Source organism: Paraburkholderia phytofirmans PsJN, assembly GCF_000020125.1.
Lineage (GTDB): Bacteria > Pseudomonadota > Gammaproteobacteria > Burkholderiales > Burkholderiaceae > Paraburkholderia > Paraburkholderia phytofirmans.
In genome coordinates this window covers 3,971,275-3,996,341 of sequence record NC_010681.1, presented here as the reverse complement: position 1 = coordinate 3,996,341, position 25,067 = coordinate 3,971,275, and the positions used below count along the sequence as shown (strand labels likewise).

The following is a 25,067-nucleotide window of genomic DNA, read 5'->3' as shown; positions in this document are numbered from 1 at the left end:
CCGGCGGCGCAGCGCGACCGCGCCGCGCCGACCTTGCGCCGCTCGTCGAAGTCCCAAAGCGAGCGGCCTCATCAGCGGTATTGGCAGAATTGCAAGATCATGGCTCTAGCTAAACGCATCATTCCCTGTCTCGACGTCACGGCTGGCCGCGTGGTCAAGGGCGTCAACTTCGTCGAACTGCGCGATGCGGGCGACCCGGTTGAAATCGCCCGCCGCTACGACGATCAGGGCGCCGACGAACTCACCTTCCTCGACATCACCGCGACCTCGGATCAGCGCGATCTGATCCTGCCGATCATCGAAGCGGTCGCGTCGCAAGTGTTCATTCCGCTGACGGTCGGCGGCGGCGTGCGCGCCGTCGAAGACGTGCGGCGTCTGCTGAACGCGGGCGCGGACAAGATCAGCATGAACTCGTCGGCGGTGGCGAATCCGCAACTCGTGAAAGACGCCACGGACAAATACGGCTCGCAGTGCATCGTCGTCGCGATCGACGCAAAGCGCGTCTCCGCGGACGGCGAGCCGCCGCGCTGGGAAGTCTTCACGCATGGCGGCCGCAAGGCCACCGGGCTGGAAGCGGTCGAATGGGCGCGCAAGATGGCCGAACTCGGCGCCGGCGAAATCCTGCTCACCAGCATGGACCGCGACGGCACCAAGAGCGGCTTCGACCTCGCGCTTACGCGCGCCGTGTCCGATGCGGTGCCGATTCCGGTGATCGCTTCGGGCGGCGTGGGCAACCTGCAACATTTGGCCGACGGCATCAAAAACGGCCACGCGGACGCGGTGCTCGCCGCGAGCATCTTCCACTACGGCGAACACACCGTGGGCGAGGCCAAGCGCTTCATGGCCGATCAGGGCATTTCGGTGAGGTTGTGACGTGGTGAATCCATCGGCAGTCAACTGGCTCGACAAGGTCAAGTGGGACGCGAACGGCCTCGTGCCCGTAATCGCGCAGGAGGCGTCGACGAACGACGTGCTCATGTTCGCCTGGATGAACCGCGAAGCCTTGGCCAAGACCATCGAAACCAATCGCGCGGTGTATTTTTCGCGATCGCGCCAGCGCCTGTGGTTCAAGGGCGAAGAGTCCGGCCACGTGCAGCATGTGCACGAAGTGCGGCTCGATTGCGACGAAGACGTCGTCTTGCTCAAAGTGGAGCAGGTGTCGGGCATTGCCTGCCACACCGGCCGCCACTCGTGCTTCTTCCAGAAATTCGAAGGCTCGGTGGACGATGGCGACTGGGTCGCCGTCGATCCCGTGCTGAAAGACCCCGAACACATTTACAAATGACGCAATCCACGCAAACCACGTCGTCCGACTCCGCCTCCACGACCGATACGCTGATGCGCCTCGCGGCGATCATCGACAGCCGCAAGGGCGGCGATCCAGACGTGTCGTATGTGTCGCGCCTGTTCCACAAGGGCGACGACGCGGTGCTGAAGAAGATCGGCGAAGAAGCCACCGAAGTCGTGCTGGCCGCCAAGGACGCACGCCACGGCGGCGCGCCGAAGGCGCTGGTCGGCGAAGTCGCGGACCTGTGGTTTCACTGCCTCGTGATGCTGTCGCACTTCGACCTCAGCCCGGCGGACGTGCTCGCCGAACTGGAGCGCCGCGAAGGCATGTCGGGTATCGAGGAAAAGGCGCTGCGCAAGAGCCGCGACCGCGAACAGAACGGCGACTGATCGTAGTGGGTCCGCGCTCGCGTCTTGAAGTGGAGAGCACCGGCGCCCATATCGCACTGAACGCATCTGATCGCATCCTTGGGAGGACGCAAGCATGGAACAGTCGCACGAGAGCTATCCGCCGCCGGTCTATCGCAATGCTCTCGAACCTGAGCGCGAGCGCAGCCTGCGTACGCTTACCCACGTGCTGTACGCGCTGTATGCGGTCCACTGGCTGACGGGCGGCCTGACGATCCTGATCGCGATCATCATCAACTACGTAAAGCGGCCCGATGTGGTCGGCACGCCGTACGAGGCCCATTTCGAGTGGCAGATCCGCTCCTTCTGGATGGCCTTGCTGGGCTACGCGATCGGCGGTGTGCTGCTGTTCGTGGTGATCGGCATTCCCGTTCTGTGGGCCGTGAGCATCTGGATGTTGTACCGTATTATCAAGGGCTGGCTGTATCTGTACGATAACAAGCCGCTCGCGAATCCGCGTGGCTGGTTCTGAGTTTCGTCCGACGGTTGCCGGGCCTGACGTGAATCGCGCCGCGTGGGCTTCGCGCTTCAGCCATACTGTGTCAGGAATACGATGAGCCACGACCCGAACTGCCTTTTCTGCAAGATCGCTGCCGGCGAAATCCCGTCGACCAAAGTCCACGAAGACGACGAGTTCGTCGCCTTCCGCGACATTCGTCCGGCTGCGGAGACGCATGTGCTGGTGATTCCGCGCAAGCACATCGCCACGCTGTCGAACTGCACCGAAAGCGATGCACCGCTGCTTGGTAGAATGCTGGTCTTGGTGGCGCGTTTAGCCGATCAGCTGGGCGTGGCGTACACCGGCGGCGAAACGGGTTTTCGCACGGTAATCAATACCGGTCCGGGCGGCGGCCAGGAGGTGTATCACCTGCACGCGCACATTCTCGCGGGACCGCGCCCCTGGCAGCGCATGGGGTGACGCCGCAGTGCAAGTGTGTTTAGTGAGTTTTGGTCACGGACAATAGCGCGGCCGTTGTTTTTGCCGCATTGTAACGACGCCGACGCGATCGTCTGGTCACAATGACATTCCGTGTCGCGGGTTGCAGCAGAGAAGCTCGCGGTAACGTATAGATGAAGCGTACGCGCTTCGATTCACGCCGCAAGGCGCCCGAGTACCGCCGCATCCGGTGCGGTATCGGGGTTAAGGAGAGTAGTCATGGGTTCATTAAGTATTTGGCATTGGCTGATCGTGTTGTTGATCGTGGCGCTCGTGTTCGGCACGAAGAAGCTGCGCAATATCGGCGGCGATCTGGGCGGCGCGGTGAAAGGCTTCAAGGAAGGCATGAAGGAAGCCGACGCGCCGGCAGCCGAAGCGCAGCAGCGCGAACTGCCGCGCAACGGCGCCGTAGACGTGGAAGCAAAGGAAAAGACGCCGCGTTCGGGCGATTACCGCTAAGCCGCGGCTTACCCGCGTTACTGACGGACATTCCACTTCATGCTGGACCTCGGTCTAACCAAGATGGCGCTGATCGGCGTCGTCGCGCTGGTCGTACTCGGGCCTGAGCGCCTGCCACGCGTCGCCCGCACGGCCGGCGCGTTGTTCGGCCGCGCACAGCGGTATATCAACGACGTGAAGGCCGAAGTCACGCGCGAAATCGAACTCGACGAATTGCGTCGGATGAAAAGCGAGTTCGAGGCCGCCGCGACCAATGTCCAAACCTCCGTTCAGGACAACCTGCGCAAGCACGAGTCCGAACTGAACGACGCGTGGAACAGCGGCTCGTCGGTGTCGCCGAGCATTGCCGGTGGCGCGCTCGAAGATGTGGGCAACACCTCGTGGTCGGGCAGCACGCCCGCCGCGGCCGCCAAACGCAAGAACTGGCGCGTCAAGCAGACGGCCATGCCCACGTGGTACAAGCGCGCGACCACGCGCCGCACGCGTGTGCAGTCGGGCGCTGCGCGCGTGGCGCGGCATACGCCGACCAGCATGCGTCGTCCGACGCGGTTCTTCTGATGATCAGAACGACAATCTCTAACCGAGGGCCGGCGTGAGCGACCCCCAGCAAACCCAGGACGAAGGCACTGAAGAGACCTTCATTTCCCACCTCGTTGAATTGCGCGACCGTATCATTCGCGCCGGCCTTGCCGTCGTCGTGGTGTTCGTCGGACTCGTGTATTGGGCGCCGGATATCTTCCGGTTGCTGGCGCGGCCTTTGATGCAGAACCTGCCGAAGGACGGCAAGATGATCGTCACCGACGTCACCGGCTCGTTCTTCGTGCCGATGAAGGTGACTATGCTGGTGGCCTTCGTGATCGCGCTGCCGATCGTGCTTTACCAGATCTGGGCGTTCGTCGCGCCGGGTCTTTACCAGCACGAGAAGAAACTGGTCGGGCCGCTGGTGGGCAGCAGCTACACGCTGTTCCTGTGCGGCATGGCGTTCGCGTATTTCGTGGTGTTCCCGACCATTTTCCGCGTGATGGCGCACTACAACGCGCCGCTCGGCGCGGAGATGACCACGGACATCGACAATTACCTGAGCTTCGTGCTGACCATGTTCATTGCGTTCGGCGTGACGTTCGAGGTGCCGATCGTCGTGGTGCTGCTGGTGCGCATGAACGTGGTGACGCTCAAGAAGCTCAAGGAGATTCGTCCGTATGTGATCGTCGGCGCGTTTGTGATTTCCGCCGTGGTCACGCCGCCGGACGTGTTCTCGCAGCTGATTCTGGCGATTCCGCTGATCGTGCTGTACGAGGCGGGGATCATTGCGGCGCGGTTGATCGTCGGCAAGCAGCCGGTGGTGATCGAAGACGCGAGCCCGTCGGAATGATGGTTTAGCGATTCGGCGAACTCACGCAAGCAAAAAGGGCAGTCCATGGTGGACTGCCCTTTTTGTTTGGCCCGTGGCGCCTGGCTTGTGCTTGATTATTGAGGGACGCTGACTTCAGTTTGCCTTTCGCTAAGGTCAACCGCCGTCGTCGTCCTGATCGCCGCTGCCGCCGCCATTGTCTTCGGCTGGTTGCTTCGGCGGAGGCGGGCGTTTGCCGATGGTGACATCCAGATCCATCTCGCGGCTCTTGCGCACCAGATGCACCTTCGCGGCCGTGCCCGGCTTGATCTGCGCGATCACATTCAGCAGACGCGTGGTGTCGGTAATTTCCTGGCCGTTCACGCTCACGAGAATGTCGCCCGGTTTGATGCCCGCACGGTCCGCCGGGCCGTTCTTCAGCACGCCCGCGACAATCGCGCCCGACTTCTGCTCCAGCCCGAACGATTCGGCGATCTCCGGCGTAACGTCCTGCGGTTCGACGCCGATCCAGCCGCGCGTGACCGAACCCGTGGTGATGATGCTCTCCAGCACGCTCCTCGCTGTCGAAACGGGAATCGCGAAGCCGATGCCGAGCGAGCCGCCCGAGCGCGAATAGATGGCGGTGTTGATGCCGAGCAGGTTGCCGTTCACGTCGACCAGCGCGCCACCCGAGTTGCCCGGGTTGATGGCCGCGTCGGTCTGAATGAAGTTTTCGAACGTGTTGATGCCGAGGTGATTGCGCCCGAGCGCGCTGACAATGCCCATGGTCACCGTCTGGCCGACGCCGAACGGATTGCCGATGGCAAGCACCACGTCGCCCACACGCGTCTGGTCCATGCGGCCGAGTGTGATGGTGGGCAGGTTGGTCATGTTGACCTTGAGCACGGCCAGATCGGTTTCCGGATCGATGCCGATCACCTTGGCATTCGTGGTGCGGCCGTCGGCAAGCGCGATTTCGATCTGATCGGCACCGTCCACGACGTGCTGGTTCGTTAGAATGTAACCTTCCGAACTCACTATCACGCCAGAGCCCAGATTGGACGCGGGCTGTTCCTGCTGCTTGCGGTTCTTGTCGCCGAAGAAGTAGCGGAATAGCGGATCTTTCGCGCGCGGGTCGGGCGGCAGTGAGCCATCCTTGCTGGAAAACACATTGACGACCGCGGGCATGGCCTTTTGCGCGGCGTCCGCGTACGACGCCTGAGCTGGGCCGCTCCCGATGCCTGGCGCTACTTCCCGCAGCGCGACGATCGGTTCGGCGAGTTGCTTGCCGAATTGCCCTTGACGCTGGAGCCACTGCGGTTTGAGGGTCGCAATGATGAACATGAGCGCCAACAGCACGGTCACCGCTTGGGCAAAGAACAGCCAAAAGCGTCTAAGCATCTGAAGACTAGAGGTTTATATGGATCGGATCGAACTTGAATTGTACTTGAACAATCTCCTTGAAACCGCGCGCTTCAAGGACTATTGCCCTAATGGATTGCAGGTCGAAGGGCGTCGCAAGATCAATAAGCTTGCGACCGGCGTGACCGCTTCGGCGGCCTTTCTGGAGGCCGCGCTCGACTGGGGCGCGGATGCCGTGCTGGTTCATCACGGCTACTTCTGGCGCAACGAGGCGCCGCAGATCACCGGCCGCAAACACGCGCGGCTCAAGCTGCTGATCGCCAACGACCTGAACCTGTTCGCCTATCACCTGCCGCTCGACGACCATCCCGAGTTCGGCAACAACGCGCAGATCGGCCACAAGATGGGCTGGATCAGCGACGCCCGCTTCGGCGAGAACGACCTCGGCTGGCTCGCCACGTTTCCCATGCCGATCACGCTCGCGCACTTCACCGCGCAAGTCGAGCAGACGCTCGGTCGCACGCCGCTCGTATTCGGCGACGCGGACCGCGAACTGCGCCGCGTGGGCTGGTGCACGGGCGCCGCGCAAGGCATGTTCGACGCGGCCATCGACGCGGGCGCCGACGTCTATCTGACCGGCGAAGTGTCGGAGTCGGTGATGCACACATCGGCGGAAAGCGGCGTGGCGTTTCTCGCGGCGGGCCATCATGCCACCGAGCGCTTCGGCGTGCAGGCGGTGGGCAAGCATCTCTCAGAGCAGTTCGATATCGAACACCTCTTTATCGATATCCCCAATCCCGTTTGAATCGCAATCGCAAGAGCGACGCAAATCACAAGAGCGACCCAAAACGCATTAGCGAAGCAAAAGGCAGGAATAACGGAGAGGGCACTTAAAAGGAGGTGCAAAACGGTTTGCGATTAGTACGGAGAAACCCTGATTTATCAAAGGCTTCGCACGGTTTTTGGCAATCGGGCCTTGTAAATGGCGACTCCATTCGCGCAAACTAGCGGCGGTAGAAGAGACGTGAAGGAAAAATCCAACTCAGAAGTGGGGCGTGTGATGCGAGACAAGGAAGATGAACGCGTCGACGGCAGCCGCCGTACCTGGCTGATAGCGACGACCGTAGCAGGTGGCATTGGAGGCGTTGCCACTGTCGTACCCTTTGTTAGTTCGTTTGCACCATCTGAAAAGGCCAAGGCAGCAGGTGCCCCGGTCGAAGTCGATATCAGTGACCTCAAGCCCGGCGACATGAAGACCGTTGCCTGGCGTGGTAAGCCGGTGTGGATCATCAACCGCACCGACCGTATGCTCGCCGATGTCCAGAAAGCCGATAACGAAGTAGCGGATCCCCACACCAAGAATCCTTTTTCGATGCCGTTGCCGGAGTACTGCAACAACGAGTTCCGTTCACGCACCGACCACAAGAACCTTTTCGTCGCCGTCGCCGTGTGCACCCATCTGGGCTGTACGCCGACACCGCGCTTCCAGGAGGGCGCGCAGCCCAATCTTCCGGACGACTGGCCAGGCGGCTTCCTGTGCCCTTGCCACGGCTCGACCTATGACATGGCCGGCCGCGTCTTCAAGAACAAACCTGCGCCGCAGAACCTCGACATCCCGCCTTACATGTTCACCTCGGCCACCGGCCTCGTGATCGGCAAGGACGAGAAAGGAGAAGCGTAATGGCGATCGAACACGAAGTAGAGACGACCGGGCTGGTCGGCTGGATCGACCGGCGCTTTCCGCTGACTTCCACGTGGAAGAAGCACGTTTCCGAGTACTACGCGCCGAAGAACTTCAACTTCTGGTACTTCTTCGGTTCGCTTGCCCTGCTGGTGCTGGTCAACCAGATCGTCACCGGTATCTTCCTCACCATGAACTACAAGCCCGACGCGACGCTCGCGTTTTCGTCGGTCGAGTACATCATGCGCGAGGTGCCGTGGGGCTGGCTGATCCGCTATATGCACTCCACGGGCGCGTCGATGTTTTTCGTCGTCGTCTATCTGCATATGTTCCGTGGGCTGATGTACGGCTCGTACCGCAAGCCGCGCGAACTGGTGTGGATTTTCGGCTGCGCGATTTTCCTGTGTCTGATGGCTGAAGCGTTTTTCGGCTATCTGCTGCCTTGGGGGCAAATGTCGTTCTGGGGCGCGCAGGTGATCGTCAACCTGTTCTCAGCGATTCCGTTTATCGGGCCGGACCTGTCGCTGTGGATTCGCGGCGACTACGTGGTCTCGGACGTCACGCTGAACCGCTTCTTCGCGTTCCACGTGATCGCGATTCCGCTGGTGCTGATCGGGCTGGTGGTCGCTCACCTGGTCGCGCTGCACGAAGTGGGATCGAACAACCCGGACGGCATCGAGATCAAGGCGAAGAAGGATCCGGACGGCATTCCGATCGATGGCATTCCGTTCCATCCGTACTACTCGGTGCACGATTTCATGGGCGTGTCGGTGTTCCTGCTGATCTTCGCGGCGATCATTTTCTTCGCGCCGGAGATGGGCGGGTATTTCCTCGAAGCGAACAACTTCGTGCCGGCCAATCCGCTGCAAACGCCGCCTGAAATTGCGCCGGTGTGGTATTTCACGGCGTTCTACGCGATGCTGCGCGCCACGACGGATCCGTTCAAGATCGTGCTGATGGTGATAATCGGGTTGCTCGGCCTGCTCGCGCTGGTGCGCGCCCGCGGAAAATGGAAACTCGGCCTGCCGGTGCTCGCTGTGCTGGTGATTTTGGCGATGGCGTTCACCGAATCGAAGTTCTGGGGCGTGGTGGTGATGGGCAGTGCGGTGGTGTCGCTGTTCTTCCTGCCTTGGCTCGACCGGTCGCCGGTCAAGTCGATCCGTTACCGGCCGTTTTTTCACAAGGTGTTCTACGGGATCTTCGTGCTCGTGTTCCTGACGCTGGCCTTCCTCGGCACTAAACCGCCGTCGCCGACCGCCACGCTGATCGCGCAGGTTTGTGCGCTGATCTACTTCGCGTTTTTCCTCGGTATGCCGTTCTGGACGCGGCTTGGCACGTTCAAGCAGCCGCCCGAGCGGGTGCGGTTCAAGCCTCACTAATCGCGAGCCAGGAGAACACGAATGAAAAAACTGCTTACGAAGTGCGCGCTGATCGGCGCGACACTGCTCGCGGTGCTGGCCGCCCCGGCTTACGCGGACGAGAATTTCCCTCTCGACCGCGCGCCGGATAACGCGGAGAATTTCGCTTCCTTGCAGCACGGCGCGCGATTGTTTGTAAACTACTGCCTGAATTGCCACAGCGCGAACCTGATGCGCTACAACCGCCTGACCGACATCGGCATTACGCCGAACGAAATTCAGGCGAACTTGCTGTTCACCACGGACAAAGTCGGCAACACCATGACCGTGGCCATGCGCCCGGACGACGCGAAAGCGTGGTTCGGCGCGAGTCCGCCGGATTTGTCGGTGGAAGCGCGGGCGCGCGGCAAGGACTGGCTGTACACGTATTTGCGCACTTTTTATCGCGACAATACGCGGCCGACCGGCTGGAACAATCTGGTGTATGAAAACGTGAGCATGCCTCACGTGCTGTGGCAGCTTCAGGGCGAACGTACCGCGAAGTTCGGGGATGAAACCGACGAAAAAACTGGCGAGACGGTACACAAATTCGTGGGCTTCCAGCAGGTCACTCCGGGGACGATGTCGCCGGTAGATTATGATTCTGCTGTGGCCGACCTCGTGTCGTACCTGTCATGGATGTCCGAACCGACTCAGAAAACCCGCAAGCAGCTTGGCGTGTGGGTGCTGATGTTCCTCGGTATCCTGAGCTTTTTCGCCTGGCGATTGAACGCCGCGTACTGGAAACATATCAAATAATCACGCCGTCACCCGGCGTGGGGCCGGCGCCAGGAAAAACCTGTTGGACGGTTTTTCCGCGCGCTGGCCTTTCAGCTTTTTGAGGAAACGTAAACATGATGGTTCTGTATTCCGGCACAACTTGCCCGTTCTCCCAGCGCTGCCGGCTGGTGTTGTTCGAAAAGGGCATGGACTTCGAGATCCGCGACGTCGACCTGTTTAACAAGCCGGAAGACATCGCCGTGATGAATCCGTATGGTCAGGTGCCGATTCTCGTCGAACGGGACCTGATTCTGTACGAATCGAACATCATCAACGAATATATCGACGAGCGCTTCCCGCACCCGCAACTCATGCCGGCCGATCCGGTGCAGCGTGCCCGCGCCCGCCTGTTCCTGCTGAACTTCGAGAAAGAGCTGTTCGTTCACGTCGGCACGCTCGAAAACGAAAAGGGCAAGGCTGCGGAGAAGAATCACGAGAAAGCCCGTCTGGCGATCCGCGATCGTCTGACGCAACTCGCGCCGATCTTCCTGAAGAACAAGTACATGCTCGGCGAAGAGTTCTCGATGCTCGACGTCGCGATCGCACCGTTGCTGTGGCGTCTGGATCACTACGGCATCGAACTGTCGAAGAACGCCGCGCCGCTGATGAAGTACGCCGAGCGCATTTTCAGCCGCCCGGCTTATATCGAAGCGCTGACGCCTTCGGAAAAGGTGATGCGTCGTTGAGTGTGGCTTTGGGGCGAGGGCGCCGCGCGGCTGGCCGAGCGCGGGCCCGCGCCCGGTAAGAGGACAGTTGATGCAAGAGATTTCCACCAAGCCTTACCTGCTGCGCGCGCTCTATGAGTGGTGCACGGACAATGGCTATACGCCGCACATCGCGGTCCGGGTCGACAATCAGACGCGCGTGCCGCGTCAATTCGTGCGCGACAACGAAATCGTGTTGAACATCAGCTTCGAGGCGACCAGCCAGCTGCAGATGGGCAACGAGTGGATCGAGTTTAGTGCGCGTTTCTCCGGCAAGTCGCACAAGATCGAGGTGCCCATCGCCAATATTCTCGCGATCTATGCGCGCGAGAACGGCCAGGGCATGGCGTTCCCGGTCGAGTCGACGGGCGGCGAAGCGCAGGATTCAGGCGCCGACGCAGAAGTTGCGGACGAAACCGAAGCGCCCGCGCCACGCGCGGTTGAAACGGCGCCGGCTACGGAGGCCGCCACCGCCAAAGCGGATAGCGAGACGTCCGGCCCGCAACCTGACGACGATGGATCGAAAGGCGGCGGAAGGGCTCGCCTCAAGATCGTAAAATGAAGTAGAATCACGGCCTCATGCCGGCTTAGCTCATCAGGTAGAGCGCTTGACTTGTAATCATGAGGTGGCGGGTTCGAGTCCTGCAGCCGGCACCAGTTGTACTAAACGGGGTTTCTGTTCAATCAGAAACCCCGTTTTTTCTTGGTGCGTGCTTATCGATAAGACGCCGTGTTCGTGCCGCTGCACGGCGCTTCCGCCTGCAAAAAGGACCGGCTTCATGAAACGTCGGTGAGCCGCGAAACGGTCCAAAATCACCATATCTCTTTCACCTTGTCGATTGTGGACTTTTAAGTCTACAAAGTTCATGGTCGAGGCCGGCAGATAGCGCGCTTCATCCGTTCCACCGGCGAATAGCGCACCGCGAACCCGAACGACAGAGGTACTATTCGGGCGTCAGTCGGCAACGCTTCTAAGTACTCCGGCGGGCAACGCCCCCGATGACGCGGCTTCTCAGCGCGTCGCTCCCGCAACACCGATCCCACCTCACCATGACCAGCCCCGCAACCATCACCTGGCCCGAAGCCGACGGCCCCCGCTCCGCGCGTTGGCGCTCCGAAGCAGCCGTGCCGCCGCCCAAGCGCGTCATCGTCGCGGACGACCGCACCACCGCAGATTCCGCCTACCGACTGGCGTGCGAAGGGACGGCGCTGTTGTGGAACGGCGACTTCCAGAACGCTCGCCAGTTGCTGCAAGCGGTGACGCGCCGACTGGAGCGCAAACCGCGCAAGCAGGGCGAAACGCCGCTCGACGCATTCAACCTGCATCGGCAGGCGCAGTCGCAACGCGCGCGCACGCTCGGCATGATCCTGATTCCGCTGGACTCCGCTTACGGTATTCCGCTGCGCCGCGCGCCCGATGTCCAGCAAGCCTGCATCGAAACCTACGGACCGCCGACCGACGAGCCGTCCGTCGTGTCGCTGCGTGAACTGCTTGGCATGATCGGCGCGCACGAGTGGCGCAGGAAGGGCGTCGAGATTCCCGCGTTGGGCGAACGGATTCATCCGCATTACGGCGTGTTCTCGCCGGTACGCGGCGAATATGTGGACCTCGTCGCGAGCACGCCGCTGCCTTCGCTGAACAAGGCGTTCGATATCGGCACGGGCACGGGCGTGCTCTCGGCGCTGCTCGCCAAACGCGGCGTGAAGAAAATCGTCGCTACCGATCAGGATCCGCGCGCGCTCGCTTGCGCGCGCGAAAACCTCACGCGTCTCGGTTACGACCAGCAGGTCGACGTCGTGCAGGCCGATTTGTTTCCCGAAGGCCGCGCGCCGCTCGTGGTGAGCAATCCGCCGTGGGTGCCGGCAAGGCCCGCTTCGCCGATCGAGTACGCGATCTACGATCCGGAAAGCCGCATGCTGCTCGGTTTCCTGAACGGGCTGGCGGAGCATCTGTCGCCGGGTGGGGAAGGCTGGCTGATCATGTCCGATTTCGCGGAGCATCTTGGCTTGCGCACGCGCGACTGGCTGCTGGCCGCCATCGACAAGGCGGGGCTGACAGTGGCGGGTCGCGAGGACATTCGTCCGCGCCACCCCAAGTCGACCGATGAAACCGATGCGCTGCACACGGCGCGCATGGCCGAAGTGACGTCGCTCTGGCGTTTGAAGGCGCGCTAAGCGGTGAGACGCATGCCGCTCCCTTAACAGCGAGAGCGGTAATCGGCGCGTCAGGTCGAAGCGCCGCGGACATACGCCGCCGCCCCGCGCCCTGCCGCGAGGCCGCTGGCAAAGCAGGCGGTGAGCAGGTAGCCGCCCGTGGGCGCTTCCCAGTCGAGCATTTCGCCCGCGCAGAAGATGCCGGGCAGGCGCTCGATCATCAAATGCTCGTCGAGCGCCTCGAAGGGAATGCCGCCGGCGGTGCTGATCGCTTCCGCGATCGGCCGGGCGCGCGTGAGCCGCACCGGCAGCGCCTTGATGGCGTGCGCGAGACCGTAGGCGTCGGCGAAGGCTTCTTTCGACAGAATCTCGTGCAACAGAGCCAGTTTTACCCCACTAATGCCGATCCGACCGTGCAAGTGGCTCGACATCGAACGCGAACCTCGCGGTCGCGTGACCTCGGCGACGACCCGCTCCAAAGCCAGGCCTGGCGCCAGATCGAGCGTGATCGTGACGTCGCCGTCAGCCAGAATCCGCTCCCGAACGGCGGCCGACAAAGCATAGATCAAGCTGCCTTCGAGGCCCGTTTCGGTCAAAAGTATTTCACCTTGTCGATTGTGGACTTTATTGTCTACATCGGTCAGCGTGATGGCCACCGGCTTGACCGGTTGACCCGCGAAACGCTCGCGCAGATAGGGGCTCCAGTCCGCGTCGAAGCCGCAGTTCGCTGGCCGGAGGGGCGCGATGGGCACATCGCGCGACGCTATCAGCGGGACCCACGCGGCGTCCGAACCGAGGCGCGGCCAGCTTGCGCCGCCGAGCGCGAATACCGCGGCGTCGAAGGTGACAGCTTGCTCGCCGTCGGGCGTCGCGAAACGGAGCGTATGCGCGACGCCATGGCCGGCTTCGGTGTCCCAGCCGCACCACTTGTGGCGCATGTGAAACCGCACGCCCGCTTCGCGCAGTCTATGCAGCCACGCACGCAGCATCGGCGCGGCTTTCATATCCGCCGGGAAAACGCGCCCCGAGCTGCCGACGAATGTCTCCACGCCCAACCCATGCAGCCACGCGCGCAAGGCGTCGGGATCGAAGGTTCGCACGAGCGGCGCGATCTGCTCGCGGCGCGCGCCGTAACGGCCGAGAAACGGCTCGAGCGGCTCCGAATGCGTGATGTTCATGCCGCCTTTGCCCGCCATCAGAAACTTGCGGCCGACCGACGGCATGGCGTCATAGACGTCGACCTGCATGCCTTGCTGCGCGAGCGCCTCGGCGGCCATCAAGCCGGCGGGGCCGCCGCCGATCACGGCGACGCGGGCGGAACGGAGTGAGGATGACATGCGGGCCTGCGGAAGAGCGGAAGTGGCGGCGCGCCGACGGTTTGGATGATCTGCGGCGCGAAGGGCGCTATTTTCACACCCCTGGGCAGCACAGGGCAAACGCGCGAGCGGGCCGGCAGGCGGAAAACGGCTGGGTTCAGGCGGGCTCGCATACACCCGGCTCGCATCCGCTGCTGTGTTATGCGACCACGCGACCTATACTTTTCAGACACCTTCCATCGGACGCCGCGCGTCTTCCTTGCGTCAGACCAACTCCGCCGCCTTCCCCGCCACCCGGTGCTCTCCGCGCGATCGGAGCCGCCGTGTCACGGCCGGCGATGTGGTCCGCGCGTCTGCTGCCTGCGTGGATGTCTGAACGTCCTCTGAACCAAGGAGACTGCCATGTCCCGCAAATATATCGATTGCCGCGAGTTTCCGAGCGAAATGAACTGCACCGTCGCCCTGTCTGCCGACAGCGAGAGCGAATTGCTCGACGCCGCCGTGCAACACGCGGTCACGGTGCACAAGCATACGGATTCGCCGGAATTGCGCTCGCAACTCAAGACGCTCTTTCACGACGGCACGCCGCCGGTCGACGCGCCGCGCGCGTAAGCTGCTGTCTTGGGGGATCTACAGAACGAACGACCCGCGCGAACGGCGTCTTGCCGCCCGCGCGGGTCGCAGCATCGTCGAACTACGTCCTAGCCGGGGTACGCCTCGTCCACCTTCAACCCGGCGAGCTTGAAGATGACCCGCAGCGTTTGCGGCTTGATATCGCGCCGCGAAGCAAGCGTAGTCATGACGAAGTCGAGCACCTTGGCGTACTTGAGCATGGTCAGGCAAGTTTCCATGTCTACGCTGCCGTCGCGCATGACTTCGGCCAGACGGAGCATTTCCGTCGAGATATCGCGGGCCATCTCGAGCTCGAGTTGCTGCTTCTCGGACCACGCCGGGGTGGCGATGAGTTTCGCCAGCATTTCCTGAAATTTCTGTTCGACGTTTCCGTTGGGTACCGTATCCATTGCCGCCTCTTCTATTTTCCGAGCGCGCGTCCGCTTGACGTCTCGGCGCGCTGCTGGTTACGTAACGTTCGGCCCGTGTTCCGGACCGTCCTCCCCACATGCATTCGGTTCGCGTGGTGAAAGCCACGGCCGCAGCCCATTGTTATAGGCGGCACGGCCGGCGCCATGGGCCTGGCCGTTACGCAAGCTGCTCTTGCGCCTTTCTGGAACCTTCCGCGTGACGCTTTTAGAGCAGGAAATGTTCCAGTTTTATCCCCTTTCTGACATGCTTTGCGCGGCTCCTTCGGTCAGCAAGCCGCACTTTGGGTAAACTGGCAGCAACTTTTCCCTTTTTCCGTCACCTGTCGCACGTTCGCGCTGCAATTATTGGCGGTTTCCCCCGATGTCCAGCAAAACGCACGAAATTCGCCCCAATCAATCCGTCGAGTTGTTGAAGGAGCTTCACATCCTGACGCGCGACGGCAAGATGAACCAGGACAGCCGCCGCAAGCTGAAACAGGTCTATCACCTGTTCCAGTTCATCGAGCCGCTGCTTAAAGACCTCAGGAACGAGCAGGGCGCCGTGACCCTCGTCGACCACGGCGCGGGCAAGTCTTATCTAGGTTTTATCCTGTATGACCTTTTCTTCAAGGAGTTTCAGGCAGAAGCGGGCGGTGCGTCACACATATACGGCATTGAGACGCGTGAGGAGCTCGTCGCGAAGTCCGAAGAGCTCGCTGGCCGGCTGGGATTCACGGGCATGTCGTTTCTGAATCTGTCGGTGGCGGACTCGATCACGTCGGACCGCTTGCCGGCCCGGATCGACATCGTCACCGCACTGCACGCCTGCAATACAGCGACCGACGACGCCCTGCGCTTCGCGCTCGAAAAGAAGGCGAAGTACATCGTGGTCGTGCCGTGCTGTCAGGCGGAGGTGGCGGGGGTGTTGCGGCAGAACAAGGGCAAATCTCTCGGCAACGCCCTCACGGAGATCTGGCGGCATCCGCTGCACACGCGGGAGTTCGGGAGCCAGATCACGAATGTGCTGCGCTGTTTGCAACTCGAAGCGCACGGATATCAGGTCAGCGTGACCGAGCTGGTGGGTTGGGAGCATTCCATGAAGAATGAACTCATCATCGCCCAGTACAAGGATTTGCCGCGGCGCCGGCCGGCCGAGCGCTTGAACGAGGTGATGGAAACGCTCGGGATCGAGGAGCTGAAAGAACGGTTTTTTGTTTCGGCCTGATCCGGCGACGTCGCGCGGCCGCTGGTGGCGGGTCCGTTGCGTGAATTACCGTTTCATCAACGCATTCCAGCCGGCCAGCCCGATTCGCCGCAGCGTCTCCTGATTGCGTTCGTAAATCTCTTCAGCGTCGGGGAAAGCCTGAACCGCGCGTTCGATGCTGTCCTCGCGCAGCAGATGCAAAATCGGATACGGCGCGCGATTCGTGTAGTTCTCGATATCGTCGGGCTCGCTGCCTTCGAACTGGTAAAAGGGATGGAAGCTCGCGATCTGAACGACGCCTTCGAGCCGAAGCTGCTTGAGCATGCGTTCGGCGAAAAACAGGCAATCGTTGTAGTCCAGAAAATCGCCGAGCGCCTGCGGCACGATTAACAGCGTCGTATCCACGGCGTCGGGGTCGGCGGCGACGAGCGTCTGAAGCTCGGTTTCCAGATCGGTCAGTACGCCTTCCATGTCCACGGCATCGCTGACGGCGTAGCGAATCTGTTCCTTCACGTGGACTGCCTTCGCGAACGGGCAAAGATTGAGGCCGATCACAGCCTCGGTCAACCAGTAACGAGTAGCGGCGACAACGGCATCGTGGGATTCGGCGGACAACGACATGGCGGGCGGCGCAGGGAGATAAAGCGCCATTTTAACGGGGTGAACCGTAGTCGATTCGGGCCTAGCTCAAACAGAACGTCGAAGCAGAAAATTCAATCAGCTGCGGCCGACGCCGTCGCCTATGCTGCCGCGCCGCACGCCGCGGCGATCAACTGTGCGGCGACTTTGGGCGCGGCTAGAATGGGCCCGCATCCGGGCCCATACGTCTGGCTGGCCGCATACACGCCTTCGATCATCAGACCCAGCGCATTGGCGAGCGCTACCGGATCATCGGCGCCCGCTGCCGTGGTCAGTTCCGTGAGCCGCGCCATCAGGCGCGCCTTGTTGCGAAACACGAACTGCCGCGCCGGATGCGCCGTCTCCGGAAACTCCACCGACACATTCACGAAAGGGCAGCCGCGATAATCGTCGACAGACGCGCGCACCGCGAGGTCGTCGAAATATTGCCGAAGCTGCCGGGCCGGCTCGCCCGGATGTTTGGCGAAGCTGCGCTCCACATAGCTGAAGAACTGCTCGTCCTTACGCTCCAGGTAAGCCATGACAAGCTCGTCTTTCGACGAAAACTGCCGGTACAAACTCATCTTGTTCACGCCGGCGCGCTCGACCACCGCGTCCACGCCGACGGCTCGCACGCCCTCGCGATAGAACAGCTCGTCCGCGGCGCGCAGCAAGTGCTGTTGCGCCTGCGGGCCGGCGGTCTGCGCGTTGCGCGTGCGGCGCGCAGAGGCCGGCTTTGAGGTTTGACTGTCGGACATGAATGGCTACCTGAACTCAATTGACGCCTTGACATGTTACCGAGCAGTAACTAAGATCGCAACACCTATTGTGACTGATCTGTCACAAGTCCTTTACCGAACGCGTAACAATATTGGCGGCGGCACCTGCGGAGCAGGCCTCGATTGGAGAACCGATGAACTGGGCAGCAAGACTGATTGGCGGACGTTTCCACTACGGCTGGTTGACCGTCGCGGTGGTGTTTCTGGTACTGCTGGCGGCGGCCGGCACGCGCGCCACGCCGAGCGTGATGATGCTGCCGCTCGAGCATCAGTTCGGCTGGAGCCGCGCAACGATTTCTCTCGCGATCTCCGTGAACATTGCGCTGTACGGTCTGATGGGACCGTTCGCGGCCGCGGCGATGCAACGTTTCGGTGTACGCCCCACGCTGCTGGCCGCGCTCGGGACGATGGCGCTGGGCGTCGCGCTATCTTCGCTGATGACGCACCCTTGGCAAATGGTGCTCATCTGGGGCGTGATGGTCGGTGGCTCGACGGGGGTCGCGGCGCTGTCGTTGTCGGCGACGGTGGTGACGCGCTGGTTCACCACGCGGCGCGGGCTCGTCATGGGCATTCTCACGGCGAGTTCGGCAACCGGCCAACTCGTGTTTCTGCCGATGCTCGCTGCCATCGCCGAGCACCATGGCTGGCGGCAAGTGGTGTGGGTCGTCGCCATTGCGGCCGCGATCGTGATTCCGCTGGTTGCGTTTTTGCTGCCCGAGCGCCCGGCCGACATGAAGCTGCGCCCGTACGGCGAACCGCACGATTCGCCCATCAACAGCACCGTCACCAAACAGAATCCGTTGGCGATCGCCTTCGGCACACTGGCCATGGCGAGCAAGACGCGCGATTTCTGGCTGCTGTTCTTCAGCTTCTTTATCTGCGGCGCGAGTACCAACGGCTATGTCGGCACCCACCTGATCGCGATGTGCGGCGACTACGGCATGACGGAAGTGCAGGGCGCTTCGCTGCTCGCCGCGATGGGCATCTTCGACCTGTTCGGCACGACGCTCTCCGGCTGGTTGTCGGACCGCTTCAATAGCCGCGTGCTGCTGTTCTGGTACTACGGTCTGCGCGGTTTGTCGCTGATGTATCTGCCGCATGCGTTCGGCATCGACTTCTTCGGGCTGCCGCTGTTCGCCGTGTTCTACGGACTCGACTGGATCGCGACCGTGCCGCCGACCGTGCGTCTGGCCACCGACGTCTACGGCAAGGAATCGGCGCCGGTGGTGTTCGGCTGGGTCGTCGCCGGCCATCAGCTCGGTGCGGCGTTTGCGGCACTCGGCGCGGGTATGCTGCGCGCGAGCCTCGGCACGTACACGGTGGCGTCGATGATTTCCGGCGGCTTGTGCCTCGTGGCGGCGGTGATCGTATTGCGGATCAACCGGCCCGCCAAAGTGCCGGAACCGCAGGCGGCATAAAACCGCACGCACTCGACCGGCGCGATGCCGGAAACTGCACCGGTTTGAAACCGCGCCCGGCGATTCGGGCATCGCGACAACGACGGCCCCGCAAGGGGCCGTTCGCTATTGCGGGCGGCGCAAAACAAACTGCTCGCTTGTAGGCGCACGCGCGCCGAAGCCCGGTTATGCTATGTGACCCCCGGGCCGTTGCCCGTCGTTCATGAATTTCGACCGAGAGAAGCGCATGACCAACAAACCCGCCCCTACCGCAATTGCCATTCACGAGCTGATTGCAGGCCGCTGGAGCCCGCGCGCGTATTCGAGCGAGCCGGTGAGCCGCGAGCATCTGCATTCCGTGCTCGAAGCGGCACGCTGGGCGCCGTCTTCGTATAACGCGCAGCCTTGGCGTTTTCTCGTATTCGACCGCAGCGTCGATGAAGTCTCGTTCAAGCAGGCCTTTGCCACGCTGGTGCCGTTCAACCAGGGCTGGAATGCGCCGGTGCCGGTGCTGATCGCGGTGACGACGCACACATTGACCAACAAGGGCGAGGTGAATCGCTGCGCACCATACGATGCGGGCGCAGCGGCGATGGCGCTGGTGTTGCAGGCGCACGCGCTCGGACTTGCCGCGCATCAGATGAGCGGTTTCGATCCGAACGCGTTCCGCACGGCATTCAAGCTGCCGAACGACGTCGAAGTAATTGCGATGATTGCGCTCGGTCATTACGGCGACGTGGACAAACTGGATCCGGTGTTGCGCGAGCGCGAGAAGTCGGTGCGTCAGCGTTTGCCGCTGGCGGAAATGGCCTATGGCGGCGGCTGGAAGAAGGCGTTCTAAGCGGATTTCAGCTTACATATTGAGTAGAACGAACGCGCGGCGCCGACCGCGCGTTTTTCATTCGACGCCGTCCGCGACACTCGACAGCGGCGCCGCTACGCTCTCCAGCGACTTGCGCTCCGCGTCCACGCCCCAGATCGCCGCGATGACCGCTGCCGCCAGCATCAGACCCGAGCCGACGAGATAGCCCGAAAACACCTCGCTGCGTTGATGCGTGTCGATCAGCCGCCCGAAAAACGCCGGCCCGGCGATGCCGCCGAGCGCCGTGCCGAACGCGTAGAAAACGGCGATGGCCAGCGCGCGGATTTCCAGCGGAAACGATTCGCTGACGGTTAGATAAGCCGAACTCGCGGCCGCCGAGGCGAAGAAGAAAATCACCATCCACGCGATCGTCTGCGTCACGACAGTGAGCATTTCGTGCGCGAACAGGTAACCGCTCAGCGTCAGCAGAATGCCGGAGATCGAGTAAGTTGCCGCGATCATCTTGCGTCGCCCGATCACGTCGAAGAACCGGCCGAGCAGCAGCGGGCCGAGGAAATTGCCGAGCGCGAAGGGCAGCAGATACCAGCCGATGTGGTCGCCCGGCACGTGGTAGAAGTCGGTGAGCACCAGCGCGTAGGTGAAAAAGATCGCGTTGTAGAAAAACGCCTGTGCGGTCATCAGCGACAGACCGACCAGTGCGCGCCGGCGATGCACGTTGAAGAGCGTATGGAACACCTCGCGCAGTGGCGTGTGTCCGCGGGCACGCAATCGCAGGCGCGTGAGGTCGTTATCGGAGAGGGTGTGGCCTTCGTTGCGGAAACGCGTTTCGATGCCTTCGACAATCGCGCGCGCGTCGCGCTCGTCACCGTGCGTGAGCAGCCAGCGGGGGCTTTCAGGCACCCAGATGCGCATCGGCAGAATCCCAAGCGCGAGCACCGCGCCGATGAAGAAGCAGGCGCGCCAGCCCCAGTCGGCCGGCAGCAGATGCGGATCGAGCAGCACCAGCGAACCGGCCGCGCCGAGCCCCGCGCCAATCCAGAACGTGCCGTTGATGCCCAGATCGGTCCAGCCGCGCACGCGCGCCGGCGTAAATTCCTGAATCGTCGAATTGATTGCCGTGTATTCGCCGCCGATCCCGGCGCCGGTCAGGAAGCGAAACAGCAAAAAACTGGCCAGATTCCATGACAGCGCGGTTGCCGCCGTCGCCGCCAGATACAGGGCAAGCGTGATGAAAAACAGCTTTCGCCGTCCGAGCCGGTCGGTGAGCCAGCCGAATCCCAACGCGCCGAGCACGGCTCCGGCGATGTAGGCGCTACCGGCAAGTCCGACGTCGGCGTTGGTAAGGTGCAACGATGGACTAGACTTCAACGCACTTGCCACCGCGCCAGCCAGCGTGACTTCCAGACCATCGAGCAGCCACGTGACGCCAAGCGCCACCACGATCAGCGAGTGAAACCGGCCCCACGGCAGACGGTCGAGCCGCGAAGGCAGATCCGTTTCGACGACCGTGGCGTTTTTTTCGTGGACGGCGGCAGTAGGCGGCGCGCTCATTGCTTGAAGTCTCCTCAATTCCGGAAATTGGCGGCGTATCCTGTCAAAATGAGCAATATTCGTTCCGTCGAGCCGGGCTTCTGCATAATCGCGAGCGCGCCCGAAACGTCAGTTGATGCTGATTGGGCTTTCGTGATACAAAGCCGCTCCCCCTTCTGTCCGCGCCAGCCGTGAGCGGCGATTCCTGCCATGAACTATTGCGCGATTGACTTCGGTACTTCCAATTCGGCTGTGGCCGTTCCCGTCGACGGTGCGCTCAAGCTCGCGCCGGTCGAGGGCGCTTACACGACGCTGCCCACCTCGGTCTTTTTCAATACCGACGAAAACACCCGTGAATTCGGGCGGGCGGCGCTCGCAGCCTATATCGACGGCTTCGACGGCCGTCTGATGCGTTCGATGAAGAGCATTCTCGGCTCGCCGCTCGCCGAGAACTCCACCGATCTCGGCGACGGCTCCGCTATCAAATACACGGACGTGATCGCGATTTTCGTCGATCATTTGAAGCGTTCTGCCGAAAAAAGCGCTGGCGGCCCGATTCATCGCGCCGTGCTGGGCCGCCCGGTGTTTTTCGTCGACGACGATCCGCGTGCCGATCAGATGGCGCAGCAGCAGCTCGAAGCCGCCGCGCGCTCAGTCGGTCTGCAGGAAATCCACTTTCAGTATGAGCCGATCGCGGCCGCGTTCGACTACGAATCGCATCTGACAGAAGAAGGGCTGGTGCTGGTGGCCGACATCGGCGGCGGCACCTCGGACTTTTCGCTGGTGCGGGTCGGGCCGGAGCGGATGAAACGCGTCGAGCGCAAGGACGACGTGCTGGCGCACCACGGCGTGCACGTCGCCGGCACGGATTTCGACCGTCGCGTGGAACTGGCGACGATCCTGCGCGAAATGGGCTATCAGACATTGGACCCGGAAGGCCGCGAGATTCCAAACCGGATCTATTTCGATCTGGCGACCTGGCATCTGATCAACACCGTCTACGCTCCGAAGCGCGTCAGCGAACTTGCGCTGATGCGGCACCTGTTCAGCGAGGCCAAGCATCACGACCGCCTGATGCGCGTCGTGGAGCGCCGCCTGGGTCATGCGCTGGCCGCTCACGCGGAAGAGGCGAAGATCGGCGTGGCGGCGGGCGGAGAGACCGTGATCGACCTCGATGAAGTGGAAGACGACTTGCGTCTCGCGTTCGACGAAGCGCAACTCATCAAGGCCGGCCACGACGAAACGCTGCGCATCGTGCAGGCGGCGCGCGACACGGTCCAGGCGGCCGGCGTGGCGACACGCGACGTCAACGCGATTTACTTTACGGGCGGTTCGACTGGATTGGCGTTTCTATCGGGCGCATTGGCGGCGGCATTTCCGGATGCTAAAGCGGTATTCGGCGACCGGCTCGCGAGTGTCGCGACTGGACTCGGCATTCACGCGCGACGTCTATTCGGATAACCAGAATCATCAACCGCATACTGCGAAGATAATCACCGTTCGCAATAGCGGCAGATATAAAAAAACCCCGCCGAGGCGGGGTTTTTTTGCGTCCAGAAGGAAGCGTGTTGCTTACACCGGCTTGATGTTAGCAGCTTGCTTGCCCTTCGGGCCCGTCTTCACTTCAAACGTAACCTTTTGGTTTTCTTGCAGCGTCTTGAAGCCTTCCGTGCGGATTTCCGAGAAATGCGCGAACAGATCTTCGCCGCCGCCGTCCGGCGTGATGAAGCCAAAGCCCTTTGCGTCATTGAACCACTTGACGGTACCGGTTTCCATATTACTTGTTCCTAAAGATGGTAAATAAAGCCGAAGCCCAGAGGGTGCATGAAAATCAAGGAAGGGGGTAATGGGACCAACCGGAGTACCGTTGATGGGCGAACTACGAAAGACCAATTCACTCGCCGCTTGAAATCCTGCCCGAACGTTATACGGCCATTTTGAGAGAAGGTCAACAGTCTCCCCACAACTTTACGAACTTTCGCCAACATGGCGTAAAAGTTGCTTACAAAGCTTGCTATTCATCCGATTTTTTTGCTAGGGAGAACCCTTGGTTTTGCTGCAGGGACTGGGTGCAACCGTTAAACTACGCGCCTCGCGTCGGTTGCACCTGTTTTGGATTGGGCCGTCGCGTACGCATGCGTGACCCGTTTCCAGCGCCTCCAAGGCGATGTGACGCGGTGCCGACATGTTTCTGCTGCAACTTGCATGGGGCGGAGTCAGCGCCAAAGCGCTCACTCCCGCCGAAACAGGAGAAGACGTGAAAAGTTCTATACAACGGAACATCGGCCCGTTCGCGCTGATGCTGACCGGCTTAGGTTCCATCATCGGATCGGGCTGGCTGTTCGGCGCGTGGAAGGCTGCAAAAATTGCCGGTCCCGCTGCCGTTTGTGCATGGGTGATCGGCGCGGTCGTGATTCTCGCGATCGCGTTGACCTACGCCGAACTCGGCGCGATGTTCCCGGAGTCCGGCGGCATGGTGCGTTACGCGCGCTATTCGCACGGCGCGCTGGTGGGTTTCATTAGCGCATGGGCCAACTGGATTGCCATTGTCTCGGTGATTCCGATTGAGGCTGAAGCGTCCATTCAATATATGAGTACGTGGCCCTATCCATGGGCGCATGCGCTATTCGTCGATGGATCATTAACCACGAACGGGTTATTGCTGTCCGCGGCGCTGGTGATCATTTACTTCATGCTGAACTACTGGGGCGTGAAACTGTTTGCGCGCGCCAATTCGGCGATCACGATCTTCAAGTTCCTGATTCCCGGCGCGACGATCCTCGGTTTGATGTTCGCGGGCTTCCACAAGGAAAACTTCGGTGAAGCGAGCACCTTCGCGCCGTACGGCTGGTCGGCGGTGCTGACTGCGGTATCGACGAGCGGCATCGTGTTCGCGTTCAACGGTTTCCAAAGCCCGATCAATCTCGCGGGGGAAGCGCGCAATCCGGCCAAAAGCGTGCCGTTCGCGGTGATCGGCTCGATCCTGCTGGCACTGGTGATCTACGTTCTGCTGCAGATTGCGTATATCGGCGCGGTGAATCCGAGCGACGTGATGAAGGGCTGGAGCCACTTCAACTTCGCTTCGCCGTTCGCGGAACTCGCTATCGCGTTGAACCTGAACTGGCTGGCGATCCTGCTGTACGTCGACGCATTCGTCAGCCCGAGCGGCACCGGCACGACCTACATGGCGACCACCAGCCGCATGATTTACGCCATGGAACGCAACAACACGATGCCGAAGATGTTCGGCAACGTCCACCCGTTCTACGGCGTGCCGCGTCAGGCGATGTGGTTCAACCTGCTGGTGTCGTTCATTTTCCTGTTTTTCTTCCGCGGCTGGAGTTCGCTCGCGGCGGTGATTTCGGTCGCAACCGTGATTTCGTACCTGACCGGCCCGATCAGCCTGATGGCGCTGCGCCGTGCGGCGACGGACCTCGAGCGTCCGCTGCATATCCCGGGCATGAAGATCATTGCGCCGTTCGCGTTCGTCTGCGCGTCGCTGATCCTGTACTGGGCGAAGTGGCCGCTGACCGGCGAAATCATTCTGCTGATGGTCGTCGCGCTGCCGGTGTACTTCTACTTCCAGGCGAAGTCGGGTTTCGCCGGCTGGGGGCGTGATCTGAAGGCGGCGTGGTGGCTGGTCGCTTATCTGCCGGTGATGGCGATTCTGTCGCTGATCGGCAGCAAGCAGTTCGGCGGCCACGACCTGATCCCTTATGGCTGGGACATGGTGGTGGTTATCGCGTTTTCGCTGGTGTTCTATTACTGGGGCGTGACGAGCGGTTATCGCTCGGAATACCTGGACGAGCGCAGCGAGCATGACGAAGTGCTCGAAGGCATGGGCGCTCATTAAAGTGTTGCGCTGAAGCTTGTGGAAAA

28 protein-coding genes and 1 tRNA gene are annotated in these 25,067 nt (G+C 61.8%); 22 read left to right on the top strand and 7 right to left on the bottom strand.

What is annotated here, in order from left to right; translation table 11 throughout:
• Window positions 1–99: 99 nt before the first annotated feature.
• The 8 genes from hisF (at window position 100) to tatC (ending at window position 4,463) form a co-directional block, all read left to right on the top strand.
• Window positions 100–873 (top strand): imidazole glycerol phosphate synthase subunit HisF, encoded by a 774-nt coding sequence (gene hisF / locus BPHYT_RS17680; protein WP_012434503.1) that lies wholly within the window; start codon window positions 100–102, stop codon window positions 871–873.
• Window position 874: 1 nt separating this feature from the next.
• Window positions 875–1,285 (top strand): phosphoribosyl-AMP cyclohydrolase, encoded by a 411-nt coding sequence (gene hisI / locus BPHYT_RS17675; RefSeq protein WP_012434502.1) that lies wholly within the window; start codon window positions 875–877, stop codon window positions 1,283–1,285.
• Window positions 1,282–1,677, top strand: coding sequence for a phosphoribosyl-ATP diphosphatase (locus BPHYT_RS17670; RefSeq protein ID WP_012434501.1), 396 nt, complete (start codon window positions 1,282–1,284; stop codon window positions 1,675–1,677). The genes hisI and BPHYT_RS17670 overlap by 4 nt, the downstream gene beginning before the upstream one ends.
• 94 nt (window positions 1,678–1,771) lie before the next feature.
• A complete protein-coding gene (locus BPHYT_RS17665; protein WP_012434500.1) occupies window positions 1,772–2,167 on the top strand; it encodes a DUF4870 family protein in 396 nt (131 codons plus the stop codon).
• Between the two features lie 81 nt (window positions 2,168–2,248).
• Window positions 2,249–2,614 carry a histidine triad nucleotide-binding protein gene (locus tag BPHYT_RS17660; protein ID WP_012434499.1) on the top strand — a complete coding sequence of 122 codons (366 nt, stop codon included), beginning with the start codon at window positions 2,249–2,251 and terminating at the stop codon, window positions 2,612–2,614.
• A 237-nt stretch (window positions 2,615–2,851) separates the two neighbouring features.
• A complete protein-coding gene (tatA, locus tag BPHYT_RS17655; protein ID WP_012434498.1) occupies window positions 2,852–3,091 on the top strand; it encodes a Sec-independent protein translocase subunit TatA in 240 nt (79 codons plus the stop codon).
• Between the two features lie 39 nt (window positions 3,092–3,130).
• Window positions 3,131–3,649 (top strand): Sec-independent protein translocase protein TatB, encoded by a 519-nt coding sequence (gene tatB, locus BPHYT_RS17650; RefSeq protein WP_012434497.1) that lies wholly within the window; start codon window positions 3,131–3,133, stop codon window positions 3,647–3,649.
• Window positions 3,650–3,683: 34 nt separating this feature from the next.
• Window positions 3,684–4,463 carry a twin-arginine translocase subunit TatC gene (gene tatC / locus BPHYT_RS17645; RefSeq protein WP_012434496.1) on the top strand — a complete coding sequence of 260 codons (780 nt, stop codon included), beginning with the start codon at window positions 3,684–3,686 and terminating at the stop codon, window positions 4,461–4,463.
• A gap of 135 nt (window positions 4,464–4,598) precedes the next feature.
• On the opposite strand, the gene BPHYT_RS17640 is transcribed toward tatC, so the two are convergent.
• Window positions 4,599–5,822 carry a Do family serine endopeptidase gene (locus BPHYT_RS17640; protein ID WP_012434495.1) on the bottom strand — a complete coding sequence of 408 codons (1,224 nt, stop codon included), beginning with the start codon at window positions 5,820–5,822 and terminating at the stop codon, window positions 4,599–4,601.
• A 19-nt stretch (window positions 5,823–5,841) separates the two neighbouring features.
• Here BPHYT_RS17640 and BPHYT_RS17635 point away from each other — a divergent pair, with 19 nt between their 5' ends.
• The 8 genes from BPHYT_RS17635 to BPHYT_RS17600 all read left to right on the top strand — a co-directional run bounded on the left by BPHYT_RS17635 (window position 5,842) and on the right by BPHYT_RS17600 (window position 12,520).
• Window positions 5,842–6,588: a Nif3-like dinuclear metal center hexameric protein gene (locus tag BPHYT_RS17635; protein ID WP_012434494.1), complete on the top strand. Its 747-nt coding sequence runs from the start codon at window positions 5,842–5,844 to the stop codon at window positions 6,586–6,588.
• 255 nt (window positions 6,589–6,843) lie between these two features.
• Complete coding sequence (gene petA / locus BPHYT_RS17630) at window positions 6,844–7,464, top strand: ubiquinol-cytochrome c reductase iron-sulfur subunit (RefSeq protein ID WP_012434493.1); 621 nt, start codon at window positions 6,844–6,846, stop codon at window positions 7,462–7,464.
• Window positions 7,464–8,843 carry a cytochrome b gene (locus tag BPHYT_RS17625; RefSeq protein ID WP_012434492.1) on the top strand — a complete coding sequence of 460 codons (1,380 nt, stop codon included), beginning with the start codon at window positions 7,464–7,466 and terminating at the stop codon, window positions 8,841–8,843. Before petA ends, BPHYT_RS17625 begins: the two co-directional genes overlap by 1 nt.
• Window positions 8,844–8,864: 21 nt before the next feature.
• Window positions 8,865–9,620, top strand: a complete 756-nt coding sequence (locus BPHYT_RS17620; RefSeq protein WP_012434491.1) for a cytochrome c1 — start codon at window positions 8,865–8,867, stop codon at window positions 9,618–9,620.
• A gap of 95 nt (window positions 9,621–9,715) precedes the next feature.
• On the top strand, window positions 9,716–10,327 hold the full coding sequence (locus BPHYT_RS17615) for a glutathione S-transferase N-terminal domain-containing protein (protein WP_006052302.1): 612 nt from the start codon (window positions 9,716–9,718) through the stop codon (window positions 10,325–10,327).
• A gap of 70 nt (window positions 10,328–10,397) precedes the next feature.
• The gene (locus tag BPHYT_RS17610; RefSeq protein WP_012434490.1) at window positions 10,398–10,907 is read left to right on the top strand and encodes a ClpXP protease specificity-enhancing factor; all 510 of its coding nucleotides are present in this window, start codon (window positions 10,398–10,400) and stop codon (window positions 10,905–10,907) included.
• Window positions 10,908–10,926: 19 nt separating this feature from the next.
• Window positions 10,927–11,002, top strand: a tRNA-Thr gene (locus BPHYT_RS17605).
• Between the two features lie 393 nt (window positions 11,003–11,395).
• On the top strand, window positions 11,396–12,520 hold the full coding sequence (locus BPHYT_RS17600; RefSeq protein ID WP_012434489.1) for a methyltransferase: 1,125 nt from the start codon (window positions 11,396–11,398) through the stop codon (window positions 12,518–12,520).
• 50 nt (window positions 12,521–12,570) lie between these two features.
• Here BPHYT_RS17600 and BPHYT_RS17595 read toward each other — a convergent pair whose 3' ends face one another.
• Window positions 12,571–13,836: a TIGR03862 family flavoprotein gene (locus BPHYT_RS17595; protein ID WP_012434488.1), complete on the bottom strand. Its 1,266-nt coding sequence runs from the start codon at window positions 13,834–13,836 to the stop codon at window positions 12,571–12,573.
• Between the two features lie 381 nt (window positions 13,837–14,217).
• On the opposite strand from BPHYT_RS17595, the gene BPHYT_RS17590 reads away from it, so the two are divergent.
• Entirely contained in the window at window positions 14,218–14,427 is a 210-nt protein-coding gene (locus BPHYT_RS17590) for a DUF1059 domain-containing protein (RefSeq protein WP_012434487.1), read from the top strand.
• Window positions 14,428–14,516: 89 nt separating this feature from the next.
• On the opposite strand, the gene BPHYT_RS17585 is transcribed toward BPHYT_RS17590, so the two are convergent.
• Window positions 14,517–14,837: a type II toxin-antitoxin system HicA family toxin gene (locus BPHYT_RS17585; RefSeq protein WP_012434486.1), complete on the bottom strand. Its 321-nt coding sequence runs from the start codon at window positions 14,835–14,837 to the stop codon at window positions 14,517–14,519.
• A gap of 382 nt (window positions 14,838–15,219) precedes the next feature.
• On the opposite strand from BPHYT_RS17585, the gene BPHYT_RS17580 reads away from it, so the two are divergent.
• On the top strand, window positions 15,220–16,062 hold the full coding sequence (locus BPHYT_RS17580; RefSeq protein ID WP_012434485.1) for a class I SAM-dependent methyltransferase: 843 nt from the start codon (window positions 15,220–15,222) through the stop codon (window positions 16,060–16,062).
• Between the two features lie 45 nt (window positions 16,063–16,107).
• On the opposite strand, the gene BPHYT_RS17575 is transcribed toward BPHYT_RS17580, so the two are convergent.
• Window positions 16,108–16,662 (bottom strand): DUF1415 domain-containing protein, encoded by a 555-nt coding sequence (locus BPHYT_RS17575; protein WP_041759044.1) that lies wholly within the window; start codon window positions 16,660–16,662, stop codon window positions 16,108–16,110.
• Window positions 16,663–16,781: 119 nt separating this feature from the next.
• Complete coding sequence (locus tag BPHYT_RS17570; RefSeq protein ID WP_012434483.1) at window positions 16,782–17,417, bottom strand: TetR/AcrR family transcriptional regulator; 636 nt, start codon at window positions 17,415–17,417, stop codon at window positions 16,782–16,784.
• 155 nt (window positions 17,418–17,572) lie between these two features.
• Between BPHYT_RS17570 and BPHYT_RS17565 the strand changes: the two genes are divergently transcribed.
• Together BPHYT_RS17565 and BPHYT_RS17560 are read left to right on the top strand one after the other, a co-directional pair.
• The gene (locus BPHYT_RS17565) at window positions 17,573–18,856 is read left to right on the top strand and encodes an MFS transporter (RefSeq protein WP_012434482.1); all 1,284 of its coding nucleotides are present in this window, start codon (window positions 17,573–17,575) and stop codon (window positions 18,854–18,856) included.
• A 226-nt stretch (window positions 18,857–19,082) separates the two neighbouring features.
• A complete protein-coding gene (locus BPHYT_RS17560; protein WP_012434481.1) occupies window positions 19,083–19,676 on the top strand; it encodes a nitroreductase family protein in 594 nt (197 codons plus the stop codon).
• A gap of 57 nt (window positions 19,677–19,733) precedes the next feature.
• Here the strand turns inward: BPHYT_RS17560 and BPHYT_RS17555 are convergent, their stop codons facing one another.
• Window positions 19,734–21,209, bottom strand: coding sequence for an MFS transporter (locus BPHYT_RS17555; RefSeq protein ID WP_012434480.1), 1,476 nt, complete (start codon window positions 21,207–21,209; stop codon window positions 19,734–19,736).
• A gap of 189 nt (window positions 21,210–21,398) precedes the next feature.
• Here BPHYT_RS17555 and BPHYT_RS17550 point away from each other — a divergent pair, with 189 nt between their 5' ends.
• A complete protein-coding gene (locus BPHYT_RS17550) occupies window positions 21,399–22,649 on the top strand; it encodes an Hsp70 family protein (protein ID WP_012434479.1) in 1,251 nt (416 codons plus the stop codon).
• A 111-nt stretch (window positions 22,650–22,760) separates the two neighbouring features.
• Here BPHYT_RS17550 and BPHYT_RS17545 read toward each other — a convergent pair whose 3' ends face one another.
• On the bottom strand, window positions 22,761–22,964 hold the full coding sequence (locus BPHYT_RS17545) for a cold-shock protein (RefSeq protein WP_007180251.1): 204 nt from the start codon (window positions 22,962–22,964) through the stop codon (window positions 22,761–22,763).
• Between the two features lie 481 nt (window positions 22,965–23,445).
• On the opposite strand from BPHYT_RS17545, the gene BPHYT_RS17540 reads away from it, so the two are divergent.
• Window positions 23,446–25,041: an APC family permease gene (locus tag BPHYT_RS17540; RefSeq protein WP_041759043.1), complete on the top strand. Its 1,596-nt coding sequence runs from the start codon at window positions 23,446–23,448 to the stop codon at window positions 25,039–25,041.
• Window positions 25,042–25,067: the final 26 nt, after the last annotated feature.

Bases quoted from the DNA above. Each gene is read 5' to 3' on its own strand.
- BPHYT_RS17585 (WP_012434486.1), bottom strand. From the start codon at position 14,837: ATGGATACGGTACCCAACGGAAACGTCGAACAGAAATTTCAGGAAATG.
- BPHYT_RS17620 (WP_012434491.1), top strand. From the start codon at position 8,865: ATGAAAAAACTGCTTACGAAGTGCGCGCTGATCGGCGCGACACTGCTC.
- BPHYT_RS17565 (WP_012434482.1), top strand. From the start codon at position 17,573: ATGAACTGGGCAGCAAGACTGATTGGCGGACGTTTCCACTACGGCTGG.
- BPHYT_RS17660 (WP_012434499.1), top strand. From the start codon at position 2,249: ATGAGCCACGACCCGAACTGCCTTTTCTGCAAGATCGCTGCCGGCGAA.
- BPHYT_RS17590 (WP_012434487.1), top strand. From the start codon at position 14,218: ATGTCCCGCAAATATATCGATTGCCGCGAGTTTCCGAGCGAAATGAAC.
- BPHYT_RS17615 (WP_006052302.1), top strand. From the start codon at position 9,716: ATGATGGTTCTGTATTCCGGCACAACTTGCCCGTTCTCCCAGCGCTGC.
- BPHYT_RS17570 (WP_012434483.1), bottom strand. From the start codon at position 17,417: ATGTCCGACAGTCAAACCTCAAAGCCGGCCTCTGCGCGCCGCACGCGC.
- hisF (WP_012434503.1), top strand. From the start codon at position 100: ATGGCTCTAGCTAAACGCATCATTCCCTGTCTCGACGTCACGGCTGGC.
- BPHYT_RS17635 (WP_012434494.1), top strand. From the start codon at position 5,842: ATGGATCGGATCGAACTTGAATTGTACTTGAACAATCTCCTTGAAACC.
- BPHYT_RS17575 (WP_041759044.1), bottom strand. From the start codon at position 16,662: ATGTCGTTGTCCGCCGAATCCCACGATGCCGTTGTCGCCGCTACTCGT.
- BPHYT_RS17555 (WP_012434480.1), bottom strand. From the start codon at position 21,209: ATGAGCGCGCCGCCTACTGCCGCCGTCCACGAAAAAAACGCCACGGTC.
- BPHYT_RS17550 (WP_012434479.1), top strand. From the start codon at position 21,399: ATGAACTATTGCGCGATTGACTTCGGTACTTCCAATTCGGCTGTGGCC.
- tatB (WP_012434497.1), top strand. From the start codon at position 3,131: ATGCTGGACCTCGGTCTAACCAAGATGGCGCTGATCGGCGTCGTCGCG.
- tatA (WP_012434498.1), top strand. From the start codon at position 2,852: ATGGGTTCATTAAGTATTTGGCATTGGCTGATCGTGTTGTTGATCGTG.
- BPHYT_RS17640 (WP_012434495.1), bottom strand. From the start codon at position 5,822: ATGCTTAGACGCTTTTGGCTGTTCTTTGCCCAAGCGGTGACCGTGCTG.
- BPHYT_RS17610 (WP_012434490.1), top strand. From the start codon at position 10,398: ATGCAAGAGATTTCCACCAAGCCTTACCTGCTGCGCGCGCTCTATGAG.
- petA (WP_012434493.1), top strand. From the start codon at position 6,844: ATGCGAGACAAGGAAGATGAACGCGTCGACGGCAGCCGCCGTACCTGG.
- BPHYT_RS17665 (WP_012434500.1), top strand. From the start codon at position 1,772: ATGGAACAGTCGCACGAGAGCTATCCGCCGCCGGTCTATCGCAATGCT.
- BPHYT_RS17560 (WP_012434481.1), top strand. From the start codon at position 19,083: ATGACCAACAAACCCGCCCCTACCGCAATTGCCATTCACGAGCTGATT.
- BPHYT_RS17545 (WP_007180251.1), bottom strand. From the start codon at position 22,964: ATGGAAACCGGTACCGTCAAGTGGTTCAATGACGCAAAGGGCTTTGGC.
- BPHYT_RS17600 (WP_012434489.1), top strand. From the start codon at position 11,396: ATGACCAGCCCCGCAACCATCACCTGGCCCGAAGCCGACGGCCCCCGC.
- BPHYT_RS17670 (WP_012434501.1), top strand. From the start codon at position 1,282: ATGACGCAATCCACGCAAACCACGTCGTCCGACTCCGCCTCCACGACC.
- BPHYT_RS17625 (WP_012434492.1), top strand. From the start codon at position 7,464: ATGGCGATCGAACACGAAGTAGAGACGACCGGGCTGGTCGGCTGGATC.
- BPHYT_RS17580 (WP_012434485.1), top strand. From the start codon at position 15,220: ATGTCCAGCAAAACGCACGAAATTCGCCCCAATCAATCCGTCGAGTTG.
- BPHYT_RS17595 (WP_012434488.1), bottom strand. From the start codon at position 13,836: ATGTCATCCTCACTCCGTTCCGCCCGCGTCGCCGTGATCGGCGGCGGC.